This is a genomic window from Pseudonocardia kongjuensis, assembly GCF_039526905.1.
Taxonomy (GTDB): domain Bacteria; phylum Actinomycetota; class Actinomycetes; order Mycobacteriales; family Pseudonocardiaceae; genus Pseudonocardia; species Pseudonocardia kongjuensis.
The window spans coordinates 33,605-53,805 of record NZ_BAAAJK010000005.1; the positions used below are offsets into that span (position 1 = coordinate 33,605).

A 20,201-nucleotide genomic window follows, 5' to 3' on the forward strand; every position below is an offset into this window, starting at 1 on the left:
GCGCTGCGACTCCACCAGCGCCTCGGCCGCCCGCGGTTCTCCCGTCACCGTCGCGACGCCAGGAGCTGACGCCGGTGTCAGGTGCTCGCGGATGTGACGCGCGGAGCGTCGGGTCCGATCCGGGGCCCCCGATCGGCAGGCGCCGTGTCGTCCGCCCAGATCAGGAGGGCGACAGCAACCGCATGACCACCCGGGGGAACCCGCCGGACACCCCCGACGTCGGCGACGCCATGGTGAACCCGGCCGCCTCGAACAGCGCCCGGGTGCCGACGTAGGCCATCGTCAGGTCGACCTTGCGCCCGCCGTTGTCGACCGGGTAGCCCTCCACCGCGGGCGCGCCGTGCCCGCGGGCGAACGCCACCGCGCCGTCGAGCAGGGCGTGCGCGATCCCGCGGCCGCGGTGCCCGGCGCGGACCCGGAAGCACCACACCGACCAGACGTCGAGATCGTCGATCCGCGGGATCGTGCGGGACCGGGCGAACGGCAGCTCCGCCCGCGGGGCGACCGCGGCCCAGCCGACGACGTCGTCGCCGTCGTAGGCGAGCACGCCGGGCGCCGGCTCGCGTCCGGTGAGCTCCCGGACGTACTCCCCGCGGGCCCGCCCCACCAGCGACCGGTGCTGCGCCGCCGGGAGCCGGTGCGACAGGCACCAGCAGACGCTCGCGTCCGGGTTCTTCCGCGGACCGAGCAGGGTCGCGACGTCGTCGAACGAGACCGCCGGGCGGACGTCGAAGGGCACCCGGCGAGGATAGGCGTCCGGCCCGGACCCGGCCCGCCGCGACGCGGGACGGTCCGGGCCGCCGGCCTCACTCCGCCCCGTGACCAACCGGGTCGAGCACGTCGGCGAGCCCCATCCGGGTGAGCAACCGGGCCCGCTGCGCCACCGACACCGCACTCACCGGCTCGTCGCCGAAGTCGGAGAAGTCCACCGAGGTGCGGTACGGCCGGCTCCCCCGCGGCAGGCCGACGACCCGGGCGATCTCGTCCGCGACGGCCTGCACGTCCTGCTCCACCCCGGCCGGGAACAGCCCTTCGGTCGCTTCGCCGTTGCGCGCCAGGGTCTCGCCGTAGAGCTCCCGGTAGGCGTCGGCGACCTGCTCGTCGCGCGGCGCGGCGGCGTTCGGGAAGTGCTCCGTGCCCTCGGTGAACGGCCCCGGCGCGACGATCGAGGTCTCGATCCCGTACCGGGCCACCTCCACCGCGACCGACTCGGCGAACGAGTCGAACGCCGCCTTCGCCGCGGTGTAGGGCGCCAGGAACGGCGGGACGACGAAGCTGGTGCCGCTGCCGACCCAGACCAGCAGGCCGGACCGCTGCCGGCGCATGACCGGCAGCACCGCGCGGTTCACCCGCAGCGCACCGACCGCATTGGTGTCGAACGCGCAAAGCACCTGTTCCGGATCGAACGCCTCGGTGATCCCGACGTACAGGTGCGCGGCGTTGTGCACGACCACGTCCAGACCGCCGGACCGTTCGACGACCTGCCCGACGGCCGCGGCCGCCGACGCCTCGTCCAGCACGTCGAGCTCCACCACCCGCAGGTCGTGGCCGTGCTCGCCGGCCCAGCCCTCGAGGTCGGCCGCCCGCGTGCGGTTGCGTCCGCGCGGATCCCGCATCGACGCGTACACCGTGTGCCCGCGGGCGGCGAGGGTGCGTGCGGCCAACCTGCCCATCCCGGTTCCGGAACCGGTGATCAGTACCCGAGCCATCGTGGTGGCCCTCCTTCTTCTCGTGCGGGGGTCCTCAGACCATTCCGCCGTTGACGTAGAGCACCTGGCCGTTGATCCAGCGGCCCGCTCCCGCGAGCAGCGAGACGACCTCGGCGATGTCGCCGGGCGTGCCGAGCCGCTCCAGCGGGTTGAGCTTCGCCATCCGGGCGACGACCTCGTCGGACTTGCCGTCGAGGAACAGCTCGGTCGCGGTCGGACCGGGTGCGACCGCGTTGACGGTGATGTCCCGGCCGCGCAGCTCCTTGGCCAGGATGAGGCTGAGCGCGTCGACCGCGCCCTTCGACGCGGCGTACGCGGCGTAGGTCTCCAGCGCGAGCTTCTTCACCGAGGTGGAGAAGTTGACGATCGCGCCACCCGGCCTGACCTGCCGGGCCGCGAGCTGGTCCACCACGAAGGTGCCGCGGACGTTCGTGCGGTGCATGCGGTCGAAGGCGTCGAGATCGAAGTCGGCCAGCGGGCCGAGGATCATCACCCCGGCGGCGTTCACCACGACGTCGACCCCGCCGAACCGCTCGGTGGCCTCGTCGAACAGCGCCGCGACCGACGTCTCGTCGGCGACGTCGACCCGGACCGCGTGCGCCCGGCCGCCCTTCGCCTCGACGGCGGCCACCGTCTCGGCCGCCGACCGGTCGTCGCTGCGGTACCCGACGACGACCGCCAGCCCGTCGGCGCCGAGCCGCTCGGCGACCTCGCGGCCGATCCCGCGCGAGCCCCCGGTCACGATCGCGACGCGGGTCGTCAGATGGTTCTCGGTCATCACATCTCCTTGTTGTCAGCGACCACGCTTCCGTGTGGCCGCTGGCAACGTTACCAACGAAAACAGAAAAGCGGTACCGTTGACCTCATGAACGTGGAGCAGGCACCCCCGGGGCCGGCACGACCGGAGACGGCCGGCCGCCGGGAGGCGATCGAGACGGCCGCCCTGGAACTCCTGGACTCCGAGGGTCCGGACGCCGTCACGACGCGGGCGGTCAGCGCGAAGGCCGGCGTCCGGCCGATGACCATCTACCGGCTCTTCGGCGACATGGACGAGCTGGTCCGGGCCGCCACGGCGCGCGGCTTCGACCGGTACATCGCCGCGAAGCACGATCTCCCGCCGACCGACGACCCGGTCGACGCGCTGCGCGCGGGATGGGACCTGCACGTCGGCTACGGGCTCGACCACCCGCAGGTCTACGCCGTGGCCTACGGCCGGTACACCCCCGGCGTGCCGCAGCCCGCACTGGACGCCGCCGCGCGGATCCTGCGGACCCTCGTCGAACGGGTCGCCGAGGCCGGCCGGTTGACCCAGGACGTGGACCGGGCCGCGCAGGTCATCCACTCGGCAGGCTGCGGGGTGACGCTCACCCTAATGGCGCTGCCCGCCGACCAGCGGGACATGTCCGTCTCGGTGACGTGCCGGGAGGCGGTGCTCGCCGCCGTCACCACCGGCGCCACCCCGCAGTCCGGCCGGGACGTCGCGCGGCACGCGGTCGCGCTGTCCCGGCTGCTGCCCGACGACGCGACGTTCAGCCCCGGCGAGCGGCTGCTGCTCGACGAGTGGCTGGCCCGGCTGTCCTGATCACCGGGTCGCCGGCTGCGGGACGGGCGACTCGCTCGCGCCCGTCCCGGCGACCGGGAACCGGGGCAGCGTGGCCAGCAGCACGGCGGCGAACACGAGGAACCCGAGCGACACGATCAGCGGCAGGCCGTAGCCGCCGGTGGCGGCCCGCAGCTCGGCCAGCAGCAGCGGCCCGGCGCCGATCCCCAGCGTGAACGCCGCGTACAGCATCCCGAAGATCCGGCTGTAGTGCGTGATGCCGTAGTAGCGCGCGGTGATGTAGCCGAGCAGATCGACCTCAGCGCCCAGCGCCAGGCCGATGCCGACCGCGGCGGCCGCCGCGAAGCCGGGCCCGCCGACGAGCAGCACGAGATAGCCGAGCGAGGCGAGCACGAGCACGCCGATCCCGACGTACGGGGCGAAGAACCGGTCCACGAGCAGGCCGACGCCGAGCCGGCCGACGATGATGGCGATGCCGATCAGGCTCGCGGTCGCCGCTGCGGAGCCGGCGTCCACACCGGAGTCGCGCAGCAGCGGCACCAGGTGCGAGGTCATCCCGCCCACCGCCAGCGACAGCGTGAGGAAGACCAGCGACAGCCGGACGAACAGCGAGGTCCGGACCACCGACCAGACCGACCCGCGGATCACCGTCGCCGGGATGCCCGGGCCGGTCGATGCCGGTCCGCCGGCCCGGTCCCCCCGGCCCGGCATCAGCAGCAGCACCAGCAGCGCGCCGACCAGGGTGACGATGCCGAGGATCTGGTATCCGGCCCGCCAGTTCTCGGCGATCGTGGTGCCGAGCAGCCGCGGCGCCAGGAAGGCGACCACGCCGCCACCGGCGAAGGTGATCCCGAGCGCGATGCCGCGCCTGCGGTCGAACCGCTCGTTGATGACCCGGCTGAACGACACCGCGGTCGACGCGGACGCCAGCAGGTACATCGAGGCGAAGACGGCGGCGTACCCGAGGAACGACCCGCCGTTCAGGCTGAGCAGCAGGAACGACGCCGCGAGCGCGACCAGCGACAGCGAGGCCGGTACCCGCGCCCCGAACCGGTCGACGACGACGCCGACCAGCGGGGCGGTCAGGATCAGGATCACCGACCCGATCAGCGGGAGCGAGGTGAGCTCGGCGCGGGTCCAGCCGAACTCGGCCTCGAGCTCGGGGATGAACAGGCCGTTCGTGTAGAACGGCAGCACGACGATGCTGGTGGCCGTGCCGATCGTCGCGGCGCTGAGTGCGCGCCAGTGCCGCCGGAACTCGGACCCTGGTGCAGACGTGTCGACTGTGGACATGTGACGGGGACCCTCTCGACTCTGAACGGGGAACAGCGACGGAATCTCGTGGCGCTACAGGGCCACGAAGACCAGCACGGACAGCACCGGGGCGACGAGGATCATGCTGAAGCCCCAGATCAGCAGGGCGCGGAACAGCCGCGGCGCGCTGCCCTTCGGCGCCGCGGCGACGGTGAGCGCACCGACCGAGGAGAACGGGCTCGCGTCGACCAGCGTCGAGGACAGGCAGATGGCGATCACCAGCCCGACGGCGCCCAGGCCGCCGTCGGCGATCAGCGGGACCGCCAGCACCACCGCGGTGCCGATGGTGGCCGTGCTGGACGCGAAGGCGGACACCAGCGCCGCACCGAAGCAGACCAGCAGGGCCGCGACGACCGGCGAGCCGACACCGGCGAGCCCCTCGGCGACCCGGTCGAAGGTGCCCGCGCGGGTCATCACCGCGATGTAGGTGACGAGCCCGCAGATCAGCAGCAGCACGTTCCAGTTGATGCCGTCCATCGCGTCCGGGCGGGGGAACAGCAGGTGCAGCAGCAGCGCCACGGCCAGCGCGAGCGCACCGAGGTCCAGCTCCAGGGCCACCGAGCCGAGCAGCACGAACAGGAAGCCGGCCAGCGTGGCCGCCACCGCCAGGTCGATCGGCCGGCGCGGCGGCAGGTCGACCGGGTCGAGCGAGCCGCCCCGACCGGCAGAGCCGGCGGAGTCGGCAGAGCCGAGGGGGCCGGCGGAGCCGGCAGAGCCGGCGGGGCCGGCCGGACCGACCGCCGCGGGCACCGGACGGGCCGTCCGCCGCCGGGCCCGCAACCCCTCGAACACGATCACCGACGCCGCCAGCACCAGGTTCGCCGCCAGCACCCCGGCGAACAGCGCCGCCGGCTGCGGTTCGAGCCCGTTGTCCCGCATGCTCTGGTTCGCGATGGCCGCCAGGATGTTCAGCGGCGAGAAGCTGCCGCCGCAGACCCCCAGGATGACCATGAGCCCGGCGACGAACGGGCTGATCCCGCAGGACCGGCCCAGCCGGATCCCGATCGGGGCCAGCATCACGACGGCCACCTGGGCCGGGGCGCCGAAGGCGGTGATCACGGCGGCCCCGGCGAACAGGCCCGTCGGCACCGCGACGGCGCGCCCGCGGACCGCCCGCGCGGCGACGCCGATCACCCACTCCATCGTCCCGTTGCTGTTGGCGACCGAGAACAGGTAGGTCACCCCGAGGATCAGCAGGAACAGCGACGCCGGGAACCCGGCCAGGATCTCGGTCGTGCTCTCCCCCATGGCGAACCCGCCGAGGGCGAAGGCGGCCAGCAGGCCGAGGACCCCGATGTTGGCGCGGGTGGTCGTCCCGAGGACGAACACCGCGACGAGCAGGAGACCGGCGAGCACATCGATGTGCATGGACGTCAACGTCCTTCCTCGACCACTCTGAGTTTGTACGTATACGGAGTGATTGGGAAATCTACGGAGCTTTCACCTGCTCGTCAACGGCCGAACGGAATAGTTGGTGTAGCTACCATGAGTAGTTCCGGGCGGCCGGCGGCCGCCACACCCCGGCCCGCTCCAGATGCGGCAGCACCTCGCGCAGCCGGGCCACCTCGGACGGCGCCCACAGCGGGAAGGTGAGCATGTAGTTCGCCAGGCCGGTGTCGCGATAGGACTGGATCAGCTGCTCGGCGACGTCGGCCGGGCTGCCCACCAGCATGCGCGCCCCGGCCGCCAGGCCGATCCGCCTGGCGACCCGGTCGACGTCGTCACCGAAGTCCTTGCGGTAGGACTGGCTGCCCGCGAGGAAGGTCCGTGCCCAGCCGCGGGCCGCGTCCAGGTCCACCTGGGCGGAGATCCACTCCAGCTTCTCCTTGGCGGCCTCGGTGGTCGAGTCCAGGACGACGCCGATCGACCCGACGATGCCCACCGAGCCCGGCTCCCGCCCGGCCTCGGCGACCCGGTCGGCGACCTGCCGGACCGTCGCGCGGACCTTCTCCTGGTCGTCGACCACCGCGTAGAAGGCGTAGTCGGCGTGCTGGGCCAGGAACGCCTGGCCGGCCGGCGACACCCCGGCGTTGAAGATCAGCGGGGAGTCCTGCACCGGATAGGGGCCGCGCGGGGTGCCGCGCAGCGTGTGCTGCCGGCCCTCGAACTCGATCGGGCTCCCCTTCGCCCCCCACAGCGCGCGGACCGCCTGCAGCGTCTCGGCCACCGCGGCGTACCGGTCGTCGTGCTCGCCGATCTCCATCCCGAACAGCTCGGCCTCGGAGCCCTTGGAGCCGGGCACGATGTTCCAGCCCCACCGGCCGCCGCTGAGCACGTCGAGATTGGCACCGAGCCGGGCCAGCACGACCGGCGACAGGTAGCGGGCGTGCATGGTCGTGACCACGCCGATGTGCTGCGTCGCGGACATCACGATGGGCGCCCAGATCGGCGCCGACACGCACGGCTCGCCGTGCCCGACGCGGGCGTTGTGCTCGCCGTGGTGGGTGTAGCCGTCGGCGAAGAACACGAAGTCGACGCCGGCCTCCTCCGCGGTGCGGGCCAGCTCGACGTGCGTGTCGACGTCGAGCACGTCCGGGTTCGCCTCGGCGATCGTCCGGGACGTCACGAACGGCGACGGCGAGTTCGGCCACATCAGGCCGAAGCGCATCGTCCCGTCGTGCAGGCGGGGCTTCGGGGTGCGGCGCCCGGTGGCGAGCGGGCGGGCTGTGGTGGACATCGGCTGCTCCTTCGTCGGGGGGTTCATCGGGGCCAGACCTGCCGCAGGACGCGCAGCGTGTTGCCGCCCGCCACCTTCTGCAGGTCCTCGTCGGCGTAGCCGCGGGCGACCAGCGACGCCAGCAGGTTGCGCATCGCCTCGGTCGGGTCCTCGACGCCCTCCACGTGGGACACCGGATCCGGGACCGGGTTGGTGACGCCGGTGCGGCTGATCGCGTCGTCGGCGGGCGGCCCGGCCGGATCGGCGTTGCGGAAGACCATCGGCATCGCCTCGTGGAACGCCGAGTGGTCGGCGTAGATGGTGTCCGGGCCGAACGTCACGTGGTCGATGCCGAGCAGGTCCACGCAGTACTCGAAGTGGTCCAGCACCGACTCGATCCGCTGCTTCGGGTGCTGCGGGGACACCGTCGACCGCGGCGCGGCCTCGATCCCGATCACGCCACCGGAGTCCGCGATCGCGCGCAGCACCACGTCCGGCTTCATCCGCTCCGAGCCCCACACGCCGCGCGCACCGGCGTGCGTGGCGACGACCGGGGTCTCGGAGACCTCGCAGGCCTGCAGGCTGGTCCGGTCCCCGGCGTGCGAGACGTCGATCAGCATGCCGAGCTGGTTCATCCGGCGGACCGCGGACCGGCCGAACCGGGTGAGCCCGCCGTCGCGGTGCTCCTTCAGGCCGCCGCCCAGGCCGTTGGCGTCGCTGTAGACCAGGCCCATCTGCCGGATGCCGAAGCCGTAGAGCATGTCCAGCCGGTCCAGCTCGTTCTCGATCATGGTGGCGGACTCCAGCCCGAGCACCATCGCCACCCGCCCGTCGCGCTGCGCGGCGAGGATGTCCTCGACGGTCGTCGCGAGCACGACGAAGTCCTGCTTGGCCAGGTCGGCGAGCCGCAGCCCGATCTCGTGCACGGTGTCCGACCACTTCCAGCCGTGCGCGCTGGTCACACAGCCGGTGGGGCCGTTGAGGTTGTCGAACACGGCCGTCAGGCCCGAGCGGCTCAGCCCCTCGTAGCCGACCTCGACCCGGCCGTCGCGGCAGTACGCGGCGATCTCCGACGGTCGGGACGGGTAGACGGTCACGTGGTCGTGCAGGCTGATCACCGGGTGCTCGGCGAGCAGCCGGTCGAACCGGGCGCGCCCGGCGTCGTCGAGCTCGACGACGTACTCACCGACCCGGTTGCGCTGCGGGACCAGGTCGTAGCGCCGGAAGTCCTCGCCGGGCCGCAGGTAGTCGAAGGAGCGGTAGCCCCGGTAGCGGGTCGTCGCGGGCTGGGTCATGCGATCTCCTGTCCGATCGGCGCCGGCCACTCGGCCGGCCGGAGGTTGTCGTGGGTGAAGGACCGGCGATCGGACTCCAGCTCGGTGAGCTGCCCGTCCAGCCGGGCGAGGTGGTGCGCCGGCAGGCCGTGCGCGGCGGCGGCCCGGCGCAGGTCGGCCAGCTCGGTGTGCGCCTCGGTGCGCCGCCCGCGCACGGCGATGTCCCGGAACGGGCCGACCCGGACCTTCGTCACCCCGCGCTGCCAGGCGACGAGATCGTCCAGGCAGCCGCCGGGATCGTCGGCCAGCCGGGCCGGGTCGAAGTAGCCGAGATCGCGCAGCGTGACGCCCTCGGCGGCGGCGATCGCGCGGACCTCCGCGGCGACGGCGAGCATCAGGTCGCGGTGCCGGTCGATCACGTCCGCGGTGTCCGCGTCGACCAGGGCGGTCAGCGTGTACATCGCGGCGAGCACCCGCTTGGACCAGATCAGTCCGCGCACGTCGTCGGTGGTCTGCACCACCTCCGGCAGCAGCGCCGCCAGCGCGGCGGCCCGGTGGCCCGGGCCGCCGCCGGGCTCGCCGACGACCAGCCGGGTCACGCCGCCGCTGCGCACCGTCCCGGGCCCGACGACGTCCGCGGCGATGTCCACGAACGCGCCGAGCACCCGGTCCGGCCCGACCACCCCGGCGAGCACGTCGGTGTTGCCGCCGTTCTGGCAGGACACCAGGTGGCCGTCGGCGGTGAGCCGGGGTGCCACCCAGCCGGCCGCGGCCAGGGTGTCCTGCGACTTCACCGCGAGCAGCACGGTCGTGCAGCGCACCCCGGTGAGCGGGTCGGCGGGATCGACCACGGCGGCCGGGCGGACGGTGGTGGCGGTGCCGTCGGCGCCGGTCACGGTGATCCCGCGGGCGGCGATCGCGTCGCGGTGCGCGGTGTCCCGCTCGACCACCGTCACCTCGGCGCCGGCCAGGGTGAGGTGCAGGGCCAGCGTGCCGCCGACGGCCCCGCACCCCACGACCGTCACCGCGGTCATCCGGCCCGCCAGAGGCCGGACAGCAGCAGGCCGTTGGTCGCGTCCAGCTCCACGCCCTGCACCCGCGGGTTGGCCGCCATCGGCAGGATCAGCTCGTGGATCGGGATGTTGTAGCCGCGGTCCAGGATCATCCCGCTCGCCTCGTCCACCAGCTCCTGGCGGCGGTCCTCGTCGGTCGCCTGCCGCTGCGCGGTCAGCACCGCGTTGAGCTCGTCGTCACCGCGGTAGATCTGCGACTCGAGCACACCCGGATCGGCCCGGGTCAGGCCGGACATGCGGGCGTCGAAGTCCAGGTTGCGCTGCCGCTCGGTGCCCACCGCCAGCGGCACCGGCTCGAGGTTCATCTCGATCCCGATCTCGCCGTACTGCTGGCGCATCAGCTCCAGCAGCGGCACGTAGAGCAGGTAGATGGGGGTGAAGTACATGACGTCGAAGCTCGCCCGCTGCCCGTCGCGGACCCGGACGCCGTCCGGGCCGGGGACCCAGCCCGCCTCGTCGAGGGCCTGCGTCGCCCGGGCGGCGTCGAACCCGAGCCGGTCCGCCATGTCGGTGTACATCGGGGTGGTGCTGGACAGCACGGCGGTCGACGGGATGTCGGTGACGTCGAGCGCGGTCGGCACCACCACGGCGCGGTCGAACCCGACCTGGAGGGCCTCGCGGATCGCCGGGTCGTCCAGCGGCGCCCGGTCGGCGTTGACGAACAGGCTGTTGGTGAACCCGGGGTTCGGCCGCAGCACCGGCGTCATCCCGGCGGCCTCGGCCTGCGCGATGTCCTGCGGCTGCATCTCGACGGTGAGGTCGATCTGGTTCGACAGCAGGCTGCCGAGCCGGACCGAGGCGTCCGGGAACTGGCGGAACTCGACGGTGTCGAGATGCGCCTCGCCCTGGTTGGCGAAGGCGGCGGGCGCCCAGGCGTACCCGTCCCGGCGGGCCAGCTCGACCCGCTGCCCGGACACGAAGTCGGTCAGCGTGAACGGGCCGGTCCCGACGATGCCGCCGCGGCACCGGTCGTCCGGCGAGCCGGCCAGGGTGGCGGCGCCGACGATCCCGAGCGACGGCGTGGACAGGCCCTGCAGCAGCTGCGCGTCCGGCTCGGCGAGCGCGATGGTGACCCGGTCCGGGGCGTCGACCGTCACCTCCTGCACGTTGCGCAGGTAGGGGCCGGCGACGATCGCCCGGGCGCCCATCTCCAGGACGGCGTCGATGTTGCCCTTCACGACCTCGGCGGTCAGCGGCGTGCCGTCGCTGAAGGTGACGTCGTCGCGCAGGTCGAAGGTGTAGCTGCGGCCGTCCGGGCCGACCGTCCACTCGGCCAGCCACGGCTCGATCCGCCCGGTGTCGGTGTCCTGGTGCACCAGCGAGTCGGTGACCTGGCGGGTGATGGACAGCATCGCCCGCTGCTGGAGCTGGTGCGGGTCGATGCAGCCGGGATCGACCGGCGTGCCGATCACGGCGGTGCCGCCGCGGACCGGCTCGCCGCCGGCCGGGCCGGCCGGCCCGGCCGCGCCGGCACAGCCGGTGAGCAGCATCGCGATCGCGAGTGCGGTGGCGGCCAGTACCGGCCGCCGTCGGGTACCGATGATCATCGGGGGTCCTCGTCTGCTGGGGTGAGGAGCCGCCGGCCGGGGATGGCGCCGACGAGCTCGCGGGTGTACGCGGTGCGGGGATCGGTGAGGACGTCGGCGGCGGTCCCGGTCTCGACGGCCCGGCCGTGCTGCATGACCAGCACCCGGTCCGAGACCTGCTGGACCACGCCGAGGTCGTGGCTGATGAACAGGTAGGTGAGGCCGAGCCCGGTCTGCAGCTCGCGCAGCAGGTCCAGGATCTGGGCCTGGATCAGCACGTCCAGCGCGGAGACCGCCTCGTCGAGCACGACGACCTCCGGCCGCACGGCCAGCGCGCGGGCGATCGCGACCCGCTGCCGCTGCCCGCCGGAGAGCTCCCGGGGGTGCGCGGCCGCGGTGGCCGCGGGCAGCCCGACCTGGTCGAGCAGCTCGCGTACCCGCGCGGACCGCTCGGCCCGGGTGCCGATCCGGAAGCCGTCCAGCGGCTCGGCGATGGAGCGGCCCACGCTGAACCGCGGGTCCAGCGAGGCGTACGGGCTCTGGTAGACCATCTGCAGCCGCCGGCCCCGGTCGCGCCCGGTCCCGGAGACCGGTTCCCCGGCGAGGCGGACCTCGCCCGCGGTGGGCCGTTCCAGGCCCATCACGATCCGGGCGACGGTGCTCTTGCCCGAGCCGGACTCGCCGACGATCGCGAACGTCGAGCCGCGCGGCACGCCGAACGACACGCCGTCCACCGCCCGCACCGAGCGGGCGCCGCCCGCGGTGCGCGGCAGCGCGAAGTCCTTGGTCAGCCCGCGCACCTCGAGCAGGTCCGGGCCGTCCACCGGCGGGCGCCGGACCGCGGCCGGCGCCGCGGCGACCAGCCGGCGGGTGTAGTCCTCCCGCGGGCGCAGCAGCACGTCCGCGCTGGTCCCGGCCTCGACCACCCGGCCGTCGTTCATGACGACCACCCGATCGGCCCGGTCGGTGGCCACGCCGAGATCGTGGGTGATCATCAGGACCGCCGTGCCGTGCCGGGCCCGCACCTCCTCGATGTGGTCGAGGATGCGCCGCTGCACGGTCACGTCCAGTGCGCTGGTCGGCTCGTCGGCGATCACCAGGCGCGGCCGGCAGGCGAACGCCATCGCGATCAGCACCCGCTGCCGCATGCCGCCGGAGAGCTGGTGCGGGTACTGCCGGGCGCGGGCCGCCGGCTCGCTCAGCCCGGCGTCCGCGAGCAGCGCGACGGCCGCCTCCCGGGCCTGCGCCCGGCCGGCCGCGCCGTGCGCCCGCAGCACCTCGGCGATCTGGTCGCCGACCCGCAGGACCGGGTTCAGCGAGTTCATCGGGTCCTGCGGCACGTGCCCGATCTGCGAGCCCCGGACCTGCCGGAACTCCTTCTCGGTCGCCCGGGCGAGGTCGCGCCCGGCGAACCGGATGCGGCCGTCGTCGATCCGGCCGCCGGCCGGCAGCATCCCGGTGATCGCGGTCGCGACGGTGCTCTTGCCGGAGCCGGAGCCGCCGACCAGCGCGACGACCTCGCCCGGCTGCACCGTCAGGTCCACGCCGTGCACGACCGCGGTCCGGCCGTAGGACACTCGCAGCCCCTGCACGGTGAGGATCGGGCCGGTGCCCGCGGCGGCGGGATCGGTACGCGGGTCCGTGGCCGCCGTCATCGACGTCCTCCTTCGACCGAGTGGGCGAGCTGGTTGACCGTCAACGTCACGACCGCGATGACCAGGCCGGGCATCGCCGACATCCACCAGGCCGTGCCGAGGAAGCCGCGGCCCGCCGACACCAGCGAGCCCCATTCGGGCGCGGGCGGCGGGGTGCCGAAGCCGAGGAAGCTGAGCGTGGAGATCGCGAGCAGCGCGGTGCCGAACTCCAGCGTGGCCAGCACCAGCACCGGGCCGAGGGTGTGCGGCAGGACGTGCCGGCGCAGCACCGACGCGCGGCCGAACCCGGCGGACCGGGCGACCTCGACGAAGGCCATCGAGCGGATCCGCAGCACCTCGCCGCGGACCAGCCGGGCGAACGCCGCGGTGCTCACCACCCCGACCGCGACCGCGACGTTCACGGTGCCGAAGCCCAGCGCGGAGACCAGTGCGAGGGCGAGCAGCAGCGGCGGGATCGCCAGCACCACCTCGAGCAGCCGCATCACCGCGGCGTCCACCACGCCGCCGAGGAAGCCGGCGACCAGCCCCAGCGCGGTGCCCGCGACCAGGGCGATCGCGACCGCGATCGCCGCGCTGCCGAGCGAGGCGCGGGCGCCGTGCACGATCCGGGCGAACTGGTCGCGGCCGAGCTGGTCGGTGCCGAACCAGTGCCGTCCGCTCGGCGGCTGGAGCCGGTCGGCCGGCACGGCGAGCTGCGGGTCCACCGAGGTGAACAGGGTCGGGAAGAAGGCCGCGGCGAAGGCGAGCAGCAGCACCGCCACGCCGACCGCGGTCAGTGCCCGCGGCCGGCGGCCGCGGCGCGGGCCCGCGGTCGCCGCGAGCGCCGGATCGGTGGCCGGGGTCGGCGCGGCCGTCGCCGGGGCGCTCATCGGCCGGCCCCGGAGGTGAGCCGCACCCGCGGGTCGAGCACCGGGTACAGCAGGTCGACGAGCAGGCCCGCCAGCACGTACACCACCGCGCCGACGACGACGAGCCCCTGGATGACCGGGATGTCCTGCAGGTCGACGGCGTCGACGGTGACCCGGCCCAGCCCGGCGCGGGAGAACACCGTCTCGATCACCACGGCGCCGGCGACGACGTTGCCGACCAGCAGGCCGAGCATCGTCACCGGCGGGACGAGCGCGGTGCGGGCGGCGTGCCGGACGTGCACGGCGACCGGGCCGAGGCCCTTCATCCGCGCGGTCTCCACGAACGGCTCGGCCAGCGACTCCCGCATGCTCGCGATGAGCATCTGGGTGTACATCGCCCCGGCCGGCAGGGCCAGGGTCACGCTCGGCAGCACCAGCCCGGCCGGGCCGGCGTCGCCGACCGAGGGGAACCAGCGCAGCTGGAAGCTGAACACGGTGAGCAGCACCAGCCCGACCCAGAAGGTGGGGACCGAGATCCCGACCGCGGGCAGACCGATCAGCACCCGGCGCGCCACCCGGCCGGGGACCGCGGTGGCGACCAGGGCGAACAGCGTGCCGGCCAGCACCGCACCGCCCAGCGCGGTGGCGGCGAGCAGCAGGGTCGGCGGCAGCGCGCCGCCGATCACCTCGGTCACCGGGACGCCGGTGCGCACCGACACCCCGAGGTCACCGGTCGCCAGCCCGCGCAGCTGCTCGCCGTACTGCACGGGGAGCGGGCGGTCCAGCCCGTACTCGGCGCGCAGCGCGGCGACCTGCTCCGGCGGGACGTCGGCGCCCTCGCCGGTGCCGCCGAGCCGGGCGACGACCGCGTCGCCGGGCAGCCACCAGAGCATCAGGAAGGTCAGCGAGAACGCCGCCCAGATCACGAACAGGCCCTGCAGGATCCGCGACCCGAGGTAGCGGACCCGGGGGTCAATGGCGGGCCACGAAGTCGCGGATCTCATCCGCCACCTCCACCGGGTACTCGCGGTGCGGCCAGTGACCGGACCGGTTGATCATGTGCAGGCGCAGCGCGTCGACGTGCGGCTGCATCACGTCGAACAGGTCCAGGGCGTCCGACGACCGGGTGGTGGGGTCCCCGACCCCCCACAGGATCAGGGTCGGCTTGCGGTGCCCACCGCCGATGAACCACTTGAGGACCTGGTTCTTGAGCACCTCGAACTCGGCGTACATCTCCTCGGCGACCCGCTTGAACGCGGTCCGGGCCTCCTGCGACTTGGGCAGGGCGGAGATCTCGACGCGGGACGCGACGAACTCGTCGGTGAGGTGCTCGAAGGTCGAGGACATGATGCGCAGATCGGTCGGCACGTCGCCGGTCATCGTCTGCGCGTAGGTCTTGTGGGTGAGGGTTCCGGGCACCCCCTCGGCCGGGTACTTCACCGAGATCGTCGCGCTGTTGACGATGACCAGCCGGGCGCAGAGATCGGGGTTCTCCAGCGCGATCCGGGAGGCCACGAAGGCTCCGCGGGACTGCCCGCCGAGGGTGGCGCCGGTGATCCCGAGGGACCGGACGAACGCGGTCGCGTGCGCGACCACCGCCGACATCCGGTAGTCGTCGTCGGTCCGGGGATTGTCGGTCATGCCCTGGCCGAGGCGGTCCACCACGACCACCCGGTGCCCGGCCGCGACCAGCACGTCGATCATCTCGTCGCGCCAGGTGTCCGCGCCGCCCGCACCGAACTCGCCGCCGTGGAACAGCACGATCGGATCGCCGGTGCCCTCGTCCTTGTACCGCGTCCGGTAACCGTCGACGGTGGTGTACTTCCAGTCGCTCATCGCTGGGGCGTCCTCTCGGGGGTTCATCCGTTGTTGCGCGGCAGCGCGAACCGGCCGGCGCTGCCGCCACCGTCGACGCTGAGCAGCGCCCCGGTGACGTACCCGGCCTCGGCCGAGCACAGGAACTCGATCGCGGGCAGCACGTCCGCGGTCGTCGCGGTGCGCCCCCACGGGATCGTCGCGGCGATCGCCGCCGCGTACTCGGGGGTGACGAACTCCCCCATGCCCGCGCGCCGGCCGTGGTCGACGAAGCCGGGCGAGACCAGGTTGACCGTGATCCGGTGCTCGGCGAGCTCCAGGCAGGCCACCCTGGCGAGCATCTCCAGGCCCGCCTTCGACGCCGAGTACGGACCGGCGCCGCGCCGCGCGGACCGGGCCGCGAAGCTGGTGACGCAGCAGATCCGGCCGCCGTCGCCCTGCCGGACCATCTGCCGGGCGGCCGCGCGCAGCACGTGGAAGGTGCCGTCCAGGTTGGTCCCGACGACCCGTCGCCACTCGGTGTCGGGCATGTCCAGCAGCGGGGTGCTGCTGGCGACGCCGACGTTGCTCACGCACACGTCGAGCCGGCCGAGCCGGGCGACGACCTCGTCGAACGCGGCGGACACCGACGCCGGATCGGCGACGTCGGCGGTCACCGCGACCGCGTCGGCGCCGGTGCCGACGAGCTCGGCCGCGGCCGCGGTCACCCGGCCGGCGTCGACGTCGAGCAGGGCGACCCGATCGCCCCGCGCCGCGAACCGATCCGCGACCGCGCGCCCGATGCCGGCTCCGGCCCCGGTCACCAGCACCACCCGGGCCCCGTCCGCTGTCATGTGAACTCCGTTCGCCTGCCAATTGTTCGTGTACGTAGCGATGTGGACAGTATGGGCAGGCCACCAGGTCGTCAACAGGCTCCTAGCGACTTACCAGGGCCGTAACAATTAATTCGTACACGAACAACATGCTAGTCTCGGCGGGTGTCGTCGCAGTCATCCGGCAGTGCCGGCCCCGCGGGCGCCCTGCTCCACGAGCTGTTCGCCGCGGACGTCGGGTTCCTCCTGCGCACCGCCAAGAGCGCCGTGCAGACCGCCCAGGCCCGGTACGCCGGCGGGCCCGCGGAGCTCACCCCGGCCCAGTTCTCGGTGCTGTTCGCGGTGGTCCGGGTCCCGGGCGCGACGCTCGGGCAGGTGTGCGAGCTGGCCTCGCTCAGCCCGGCGACGAGCAGCGTGCAGCTGGCCCGCCTCGCCCGGGAGGGCAAGGTGGTGGCGGTGACCGGCGAGCAGGACCGCCGCCGCGCCTTCCACCACGCCACCGCCCCGGCCGCGCGGGAGGTCGAGCGCTACCTGGAGCGGCTGCACGCCGCCGAGGAGGCGATGCTCGCGGTGCTCGACCCGCCGGCCCGGGACCGGCTGCTGACCCATCTCGACCGCACCGCGTTCAGCGACCGCGGCCGGCACGCCGGCACCCTCGACGGGACCCCGGAGGCGGCGTCCGCCGTGCGCGAGACGCACGCGTTCGGCCGGCTCGTCCGGGTCGGGCTGCAGCGGTACGGATCGGCCTGGACCGCCCGCGCCGGCACCCACACGCCCAGCGCGCACGCGCTGCTGCGGGTGGTCGACGCCCGGCCGGACCGCCCGCAGCGGGAGGTCGGGGACGGTCTCGCGATCGACGCGACGTCGGTGGCCGGGCTGGTGTCCCGGCTGCGCCGCAAGGGCCTGCTCACCGTCCGCACCGGACCGGACGACCGCAGGCAGCGGCTGCTCGCGCTGACCCCGCAGGGCCGGGAGCTGCTGGTGCGGTCGGAGGCGCTGCGCGCCGAGATCGAGGCCGACCACCTGCGCCCGCTGGACGCCGCGGCGACCCGGGACTTCCTGCGGCTGCTCGCCCGGGTCGTCCTGCGCTGACCCCCGGCACGCAGCGAGGGGCCCACCGTCGTGCCGGACGGTGGGCCCCTCGCTGCGCGGGGAGCGGACTACAGCGCGACGGTCACCGACTTCACCCGGGTGTAGCTGAGCAGCTCGTCGAGCCCCTCCTCGGTGCCGGTGCCCGAGTTCTTCCAGCCGCCGTAGGGCAGGCCGAGGTAGTGCGGACCGGCCGTGTTGATCCACACGAAGCCGGTCTCCAGCGCCCGCGCGACGCGATGGGCCCGCCGGACGTCGTCGGTGAACACGCTGCCGGTCAGGCCGTAGCGGACGCTGTTCGCCAGCGCGACCGCCTCGGCCTCCTCGGTCCAGCGCAGCACCGTGAGGACCGGGCCGAAGATCTCCTCGTTCGCCACCCGGTGGTCGGGGCGCACGTCGTCGAGCACCGTGGGCGCGACGAACAGGGCGTCCCCGGCCCCCTCCGGCGGCCCGCCGCCGGTGACCACCCGGGCCCCCTCGGCGCGGGCGGTGGCGAGGTAGCCGAGCACCCGGTCGTACTGGGTGCGGTTGACCAGGGTGCCCTGCACCGCCGCCGGGTCCAGCGGCGGCCGGTACTCGCGGTCGGCGAGCAGCCGGGCGATCCGGGCGACCAGCTCGTCGGCGACCGAGGCGTGCACGAGCAGCCGCGAGGTGGACCCGCAGGACTGGCCGGACCAGGTGAAGTTCATCCCGCGCACGGCGGCCTCGGCGACCTCGTCGAGATCGGCGTCCGGGAAGGCGATCAGCGCGTTCTTGCCGCCCAGCTCCAGGGTGACCGCCTTGACCGCGACCTCGGCCGCGGCGCGCTGGATCGCCCGGCCCACCGGCTCGCTGCCGGTGAAGCCGATCCGGAACACGTCCGGATGCCGGACCAGCGCGTCCGGCACCTCGACGCCGTCGCCGACGACGATGTTCACCACCCCGGCCGGCAGCACGTCCCGGCAGACCTCGGCGAGCAGCAGCGCCGACAGCGGCGTCGCCTCGGCCGGCTTGAGCACCACCGTGTTCCCGGCGACCAGCGGCGCGGCGATCTTGCCCGCGGCGAACATGAACGGATGGTTGAACGGAATGATCTTGGCGACCACCCCGTACGGCTGCCGCTCGGTGAAGTGCAGGTTGGTGCTCGCCGGGACGGTGTCGCCCTTGAGCTCGAGGGCCAGGCCCGCGAAGTAGCGCAGCGCCGCGACCGCGGCGTGCACGTCGGCGGACATGATCGCGATCGGCGAGCCGCCGTCCACCGTGTCCAGCAGCGCGAAGTCGCGGGCCCGCTGCTCGATCGCGTCGGCCAGTGCGTGCACCGCCGCCGCCCGGTCCCCCGCGCTGCGCGCCGACCACCCGGGGAAGGCCGCGCTCGCGGCCGCCACCGCCCGGTCGGCGTCCGCGCGGCCGCCGTCCGGCACGTGCGCGAGCACCTCGCCGGTGTACGGGCTGCGCACCGGGAACGTCCGGCCGCTCTGCGCGCCGACCAGCTCGCCGCCGATCAGCAGCGACCACTCCCGGTCGAGCAGCTCGGCGGCCCGCCGCTCGTTGGCGGCCAGCGCATCGGGCGGGGAGACGACCGTCATCAGCGCACCCCCGCCTCGACCAGCAGCGGATGGGTCTCGGCCTGGAAGCGCGCCATGTCCTGGACGTAGCGCGGCCAGGACAGCAGCACCCCGTCGAGCCCGCCCTCGGTGCTCAGCGCGATCAGCGTCTCGGCGACCTGCTCGCGGGTGCCGACGATCGGGTAGCCGGCCCAGCCGGCGATGAAGTGGAACTTCATCTCCTGCAGCGTCTCCGGGTCGAACGACTGGGAGTTCAGGCCCATGCTGGTGACCAGGTTCTGCGCCGCCTCCCAGTCGCCGCGCTCGTTGACGTAGTGGTCGAGGAAGCGCTTCGCCTCGGCCTCGGTGTCCTCCTGGACGATGTAGGCGTTGGTCCAGACCTTGATCTCGCGGCCGTACTCCTCCCGGGCCAGCCGCTTGAAGTCGTCCACCTTGGCGCGCATCGCCTGCGGGTCCTGCTGGGCGAGATCGGCGCTGACGAACACGACGTCGCAGTTGCGGGCGCCGAAGTGCCGGCCCGGGCCCGAGCCGCCGGCGTTCATCAGCACCGGGTGCGGCCCCTGGACCGGCTTCGGCGCGATCGCGGCGTCGGTGACCCGGAAGTACTTCCCGTCGAAGCTGAACGGCTCGTCGGCGGTCCAGAGCCGGCGGACGATGTCGACCCACTCCTGCGCGACCGCGTAGCGGTCGTCGTGCGCGAGCTGCTTGACCCCGAACATCTCGATCTCCGGGGTGTGCCAGCCGGTGACGATGTTCAGCGCGAGCCGGCCGCGGGAGATGTGGTCGATGGTGGTCGCCTGCTTCGCCGCCATCACCGGATGGATGGTCGGCACGTGCGAGGTGACGAACAGCCCGGCCCGCTCGGTGGCGCTGCCCATCCCGGCGGCCCAGGTGAAGCACTCGAAGCCGGCGCCGTTGAAGTTGGTCTCGCCGCCGAAGCCGCGCCAGCGGCCGACCGGCACGAGCGCCTCGAACTCCATCTCGTCGCCCATCCGGGCCAGGGACAGCGTCTGGTCCCAGGTCGCCTCGAGGACGCCGTCGATCGTGGAGATCGCGCAGCCCCCGCTCAGGTTCGACGAGAACGTCCCCAGGCGCAGGGTCCGGTCGTTGAAGACCGGATGGCGCGCCCCGGCGGTGCTTGCAGTGGTCACGGCGTCCTCCTCGACGGCGTTGGTACTCCCGGTCGATCGTTGCCTGTACCGACGACTCTGCGCCGTCGAAAAACAACGTGTACGGATCGATGGTGACGCTACGAGGACCCGCGACCCCGTGTCAATCGCCTCCTACCGGCTGCGTTACCCGCCTCATCGAAATACTCCGTATAT

Annotated in this window: 18 protein-coding genes; 2 read left to right on the forward strand and 16 right to left on the reverse strand. The window is 73.7% G+C overall.

From position 1 onward, the window contains the following. Window positions 1-160 precede the first annotated feature (160 nt). From ABD160_RS06570 to ABD160_RS06580, 3 genes are all read right to left on the reverse strand, one after another. Window positions 161-739 (reverse strand): GNAT family N-acetyltransferase, encoded by a 579-nt coding sequence (locus ABD160_RS06570; protein WP_344019433.1) that lies wholly within the window; start codon window positions 737-739, stop codon window positions 161-163. Between the two features lie 67 nt (window positions 740-806). Then, on the reverse strand, window positions 807-1,709 hold the full coding sequence (locus tag ABD160_RS06575; RefSeq protein ID WP_344019435.1) for an SDR family NAD(P)-dependent oxidoreductase: 903 nt from the start codon (window positions 1,707-1,709) through the stop codon (window positions 807-809). A 34-nt stretch (window positions 1,710-1,743) separates the two neighbouring features. Next, a complete protein-coding gene (locus tag ABD160_RS06580; protein WP_344019437.1) occupies window positions 1,744-2,487 on the reverse strand; it encodes an SDR family oxidoreductase in 744 nt (247 codons plus the stop codon). A gap of 87 nt (window positions 2,488-2,574) precedes the next feature. On the opposite strand from ABD160_RS06580, the gene ABD160_RS06585 reads away from it, so the two are divergent. Continuing rightward, window positions 2,575-3,291, forward strand: a complete 717-nt coding sequence (locus ABD160_RS06585) for a TetR/AcrR family transcriptional regulator (protein WP_344019439.1) — start codon at window positions 2,575-2,577, stop codon at window positions 3,289-3,291. On the opposite strand, the gene ABD160_RS06590 is transcribed toward ABD160_RS06585, so the two are convergent. From ABD160_RS06590 to ABD160_RS06640, 11 genes are all read right to left on the reverse strand, one after another. After that, window positions 3,292-4,563 (reverse strand): MFS transporter, encoded by a 1,272-nt coding sequence (locus ABD160_RS06590; RefSeq protein WP_344019441.1) that lies wholly within the window; start codon window positions 4,561-4,563, stop codon window positions 3,292-3,294. Window positions 4,564-4,617: 54 nt separating this feature from the next. Next, entirely contained in the window at window positions 4,618-5,952 is a 1,335-nt protein-coding gene (locus ABD160_RS06595; RefSeq protein WP_344019443.1) for an SLC13 family permease, read from the reverse strand. 112 nt (window positions 5,953-6,064) lie between these two features. Then, window positions 6,065-7,261, reverse strand: a complete 1,197-nt coding sequence (locus tag ABD160_RS06600) for an LLM class flavin-dependent oxidoreductase (protein WP_344019445.1) — start codon at window positions 7,259-7,261, stop codon at window positions 6,065-6,067. Between the two features lie 23 nt (window positions 7,262-7,284). Next, window positions 7,285-8,535: a dipeptidase gene (locus ABD160_RS06605; RefSeq protein ID WP_344019447.1), complete on the reverse strand. Its 1,251-nt coding sequence runs from the start codon at window positions 8,533-8,535 to the stop codon at window positions 7,285-7,287. Then, entirely contained in the window at window positions 8,532-9,539 is a 1,008-nt protein-coding gene (locus ABD160_RS06610; protein ID WP_344019449.1) for a ketopantoate reductase family protein, read from the reverse strand. Before ABD160_RS06610 ends, ABD160_RS06605 begins: the two co-directional genes overlap by 4 nt. A gap of 5 nt (window positions 9,540-9,544) precedes the next feature. Then, window positions 9,545-11,134, reverse strand: coding sequence for an ABC transporter substrate-binding protein (locus ABD160_RS06615; protein WP_344019451.1), 1,590 nt, complete (start codon window positions 11,132-11,134; stop codon window positions 9,545-9,547). Further along, window positions 11,131-12,768 carry a dipeptide ABC transporter ATP-binding protein gene (locus ABD160_RS06620; RefSeq protein WP_344019453.1) on the reverse strand — a complete coding sequence of 546 codons (1,638 nt, stop codon included), beginning with the start codon at window positions 12,766-12,768 and terminating at the stop codon, window positions 11,131-11,133. Before ABD160_RS06620 ends, ABD160_RS06615 begins: the two co-directional genes overlap by 4 nt. Next, window positions 12,765-13,637, reverse strand: coding sequence for an ABC transporter permease (locus tag ABD160_RS06625; protein ID WP_344019455.1), 873 nt, complete (start codon window positions 13,635-13,637; stop codon window positions 12,765-12,767). The genes ABD160_RS06620 and ABD160_RS06625 overlap by 4 nt, the downstream gene beginning before the upstream one ends. Further along, on the reverse strand, window positions 13,634-14,620 hold the full coding sequence (locus ABD160_RS06630; RefSeq protein ID WP_344019457.1) for an ABC transporter permease: 987 nt from the start codon (window positions 14,618-14,620) through the stop codon (window positions 13,634-13,636). Before ABD160_RS06630 ends, ABD160_RS06625 begins: the two co-directional genes overlap by 4 nt. Beyond that, window positions 14,589-15,452 (reverse strand): alpha/beta fold hydrolase, encoded by an 864-nt coding sequence (locus tag ABD160_RS06635; RefSeq protein WP_344019459.1) that lies wholly within the window; start codon window positions 15,450-15,452, stop codon window positions 14,589-14,591. The genes ABD160_RS06630 and ABD160_RS06635 overlap by 32 nt, the downstream gene beginning before the upstream one ends. Before the next feature lie 23 nt (window positions 15,453-15,475). Then, complete coding sequence (locus tag ABD160_RS06640; protein WP_344019461.1) at window positions 15,476-16,264, reverse strand: SDR family NAD(P)-dependent oxidoreductase; 789 nt, start codon at window positions 16,262-16,264, stop codon at window positions 15,476-15,478. Between the two features lie 144 nt (window positions 16,265-16,408). Here ABD160_RS06640 and ABD160_RS06645 point away from each other — a divergent pair, with 144 nt between their 5' ends. Next, window positions 16,409-17,335, forward strand: a complete 927-nt coding sequence (locus ABD160_RS06645; protein WP_344019463.1) for a MarR family winged helix-turn-helix transcriptional regulator — start codon at window positions 16,409-16,411, stop codon at window positions 17,333-17,335. Between the two features lie 68 nt (window positions 17,336-17,403). Here the strand turns inward: ABD160_RS06645 and ABD160_RS06650 are convergent, their stop codons facing one another. Then, window positions 17,404-18,897 carry an aldehyde dehydrogenase family protein gene (locus ABD160_RS06650; RefSeq protein ID WP_344019465.1) on the reverse strand — a complete coding sequence of 498 codons (1,494 nt, stop codon included), beginning with the start codon at window positions 18,895-18,897 and terminating at the stop codon, window positions 17,404-17,406. After that, on the reverse strand, window positions 18,897-20,027 hold the full coding sequence (locus ABD160_RS06655; RefSeq protein ID WP_344019467.1) for an LLM class flavin-dependent oxidoreductase: 1,131 nt from the start codon (window positions 20,025-20,027) through the stop codon (window positions 18,897-18,899). Before ABD160_RS06655 ends, ABD160_RS06650 begins: the two co-directional genes overlap by 1 nt. Window positions 20,028-20,201 lie beyond the last annotated feature (174 nt).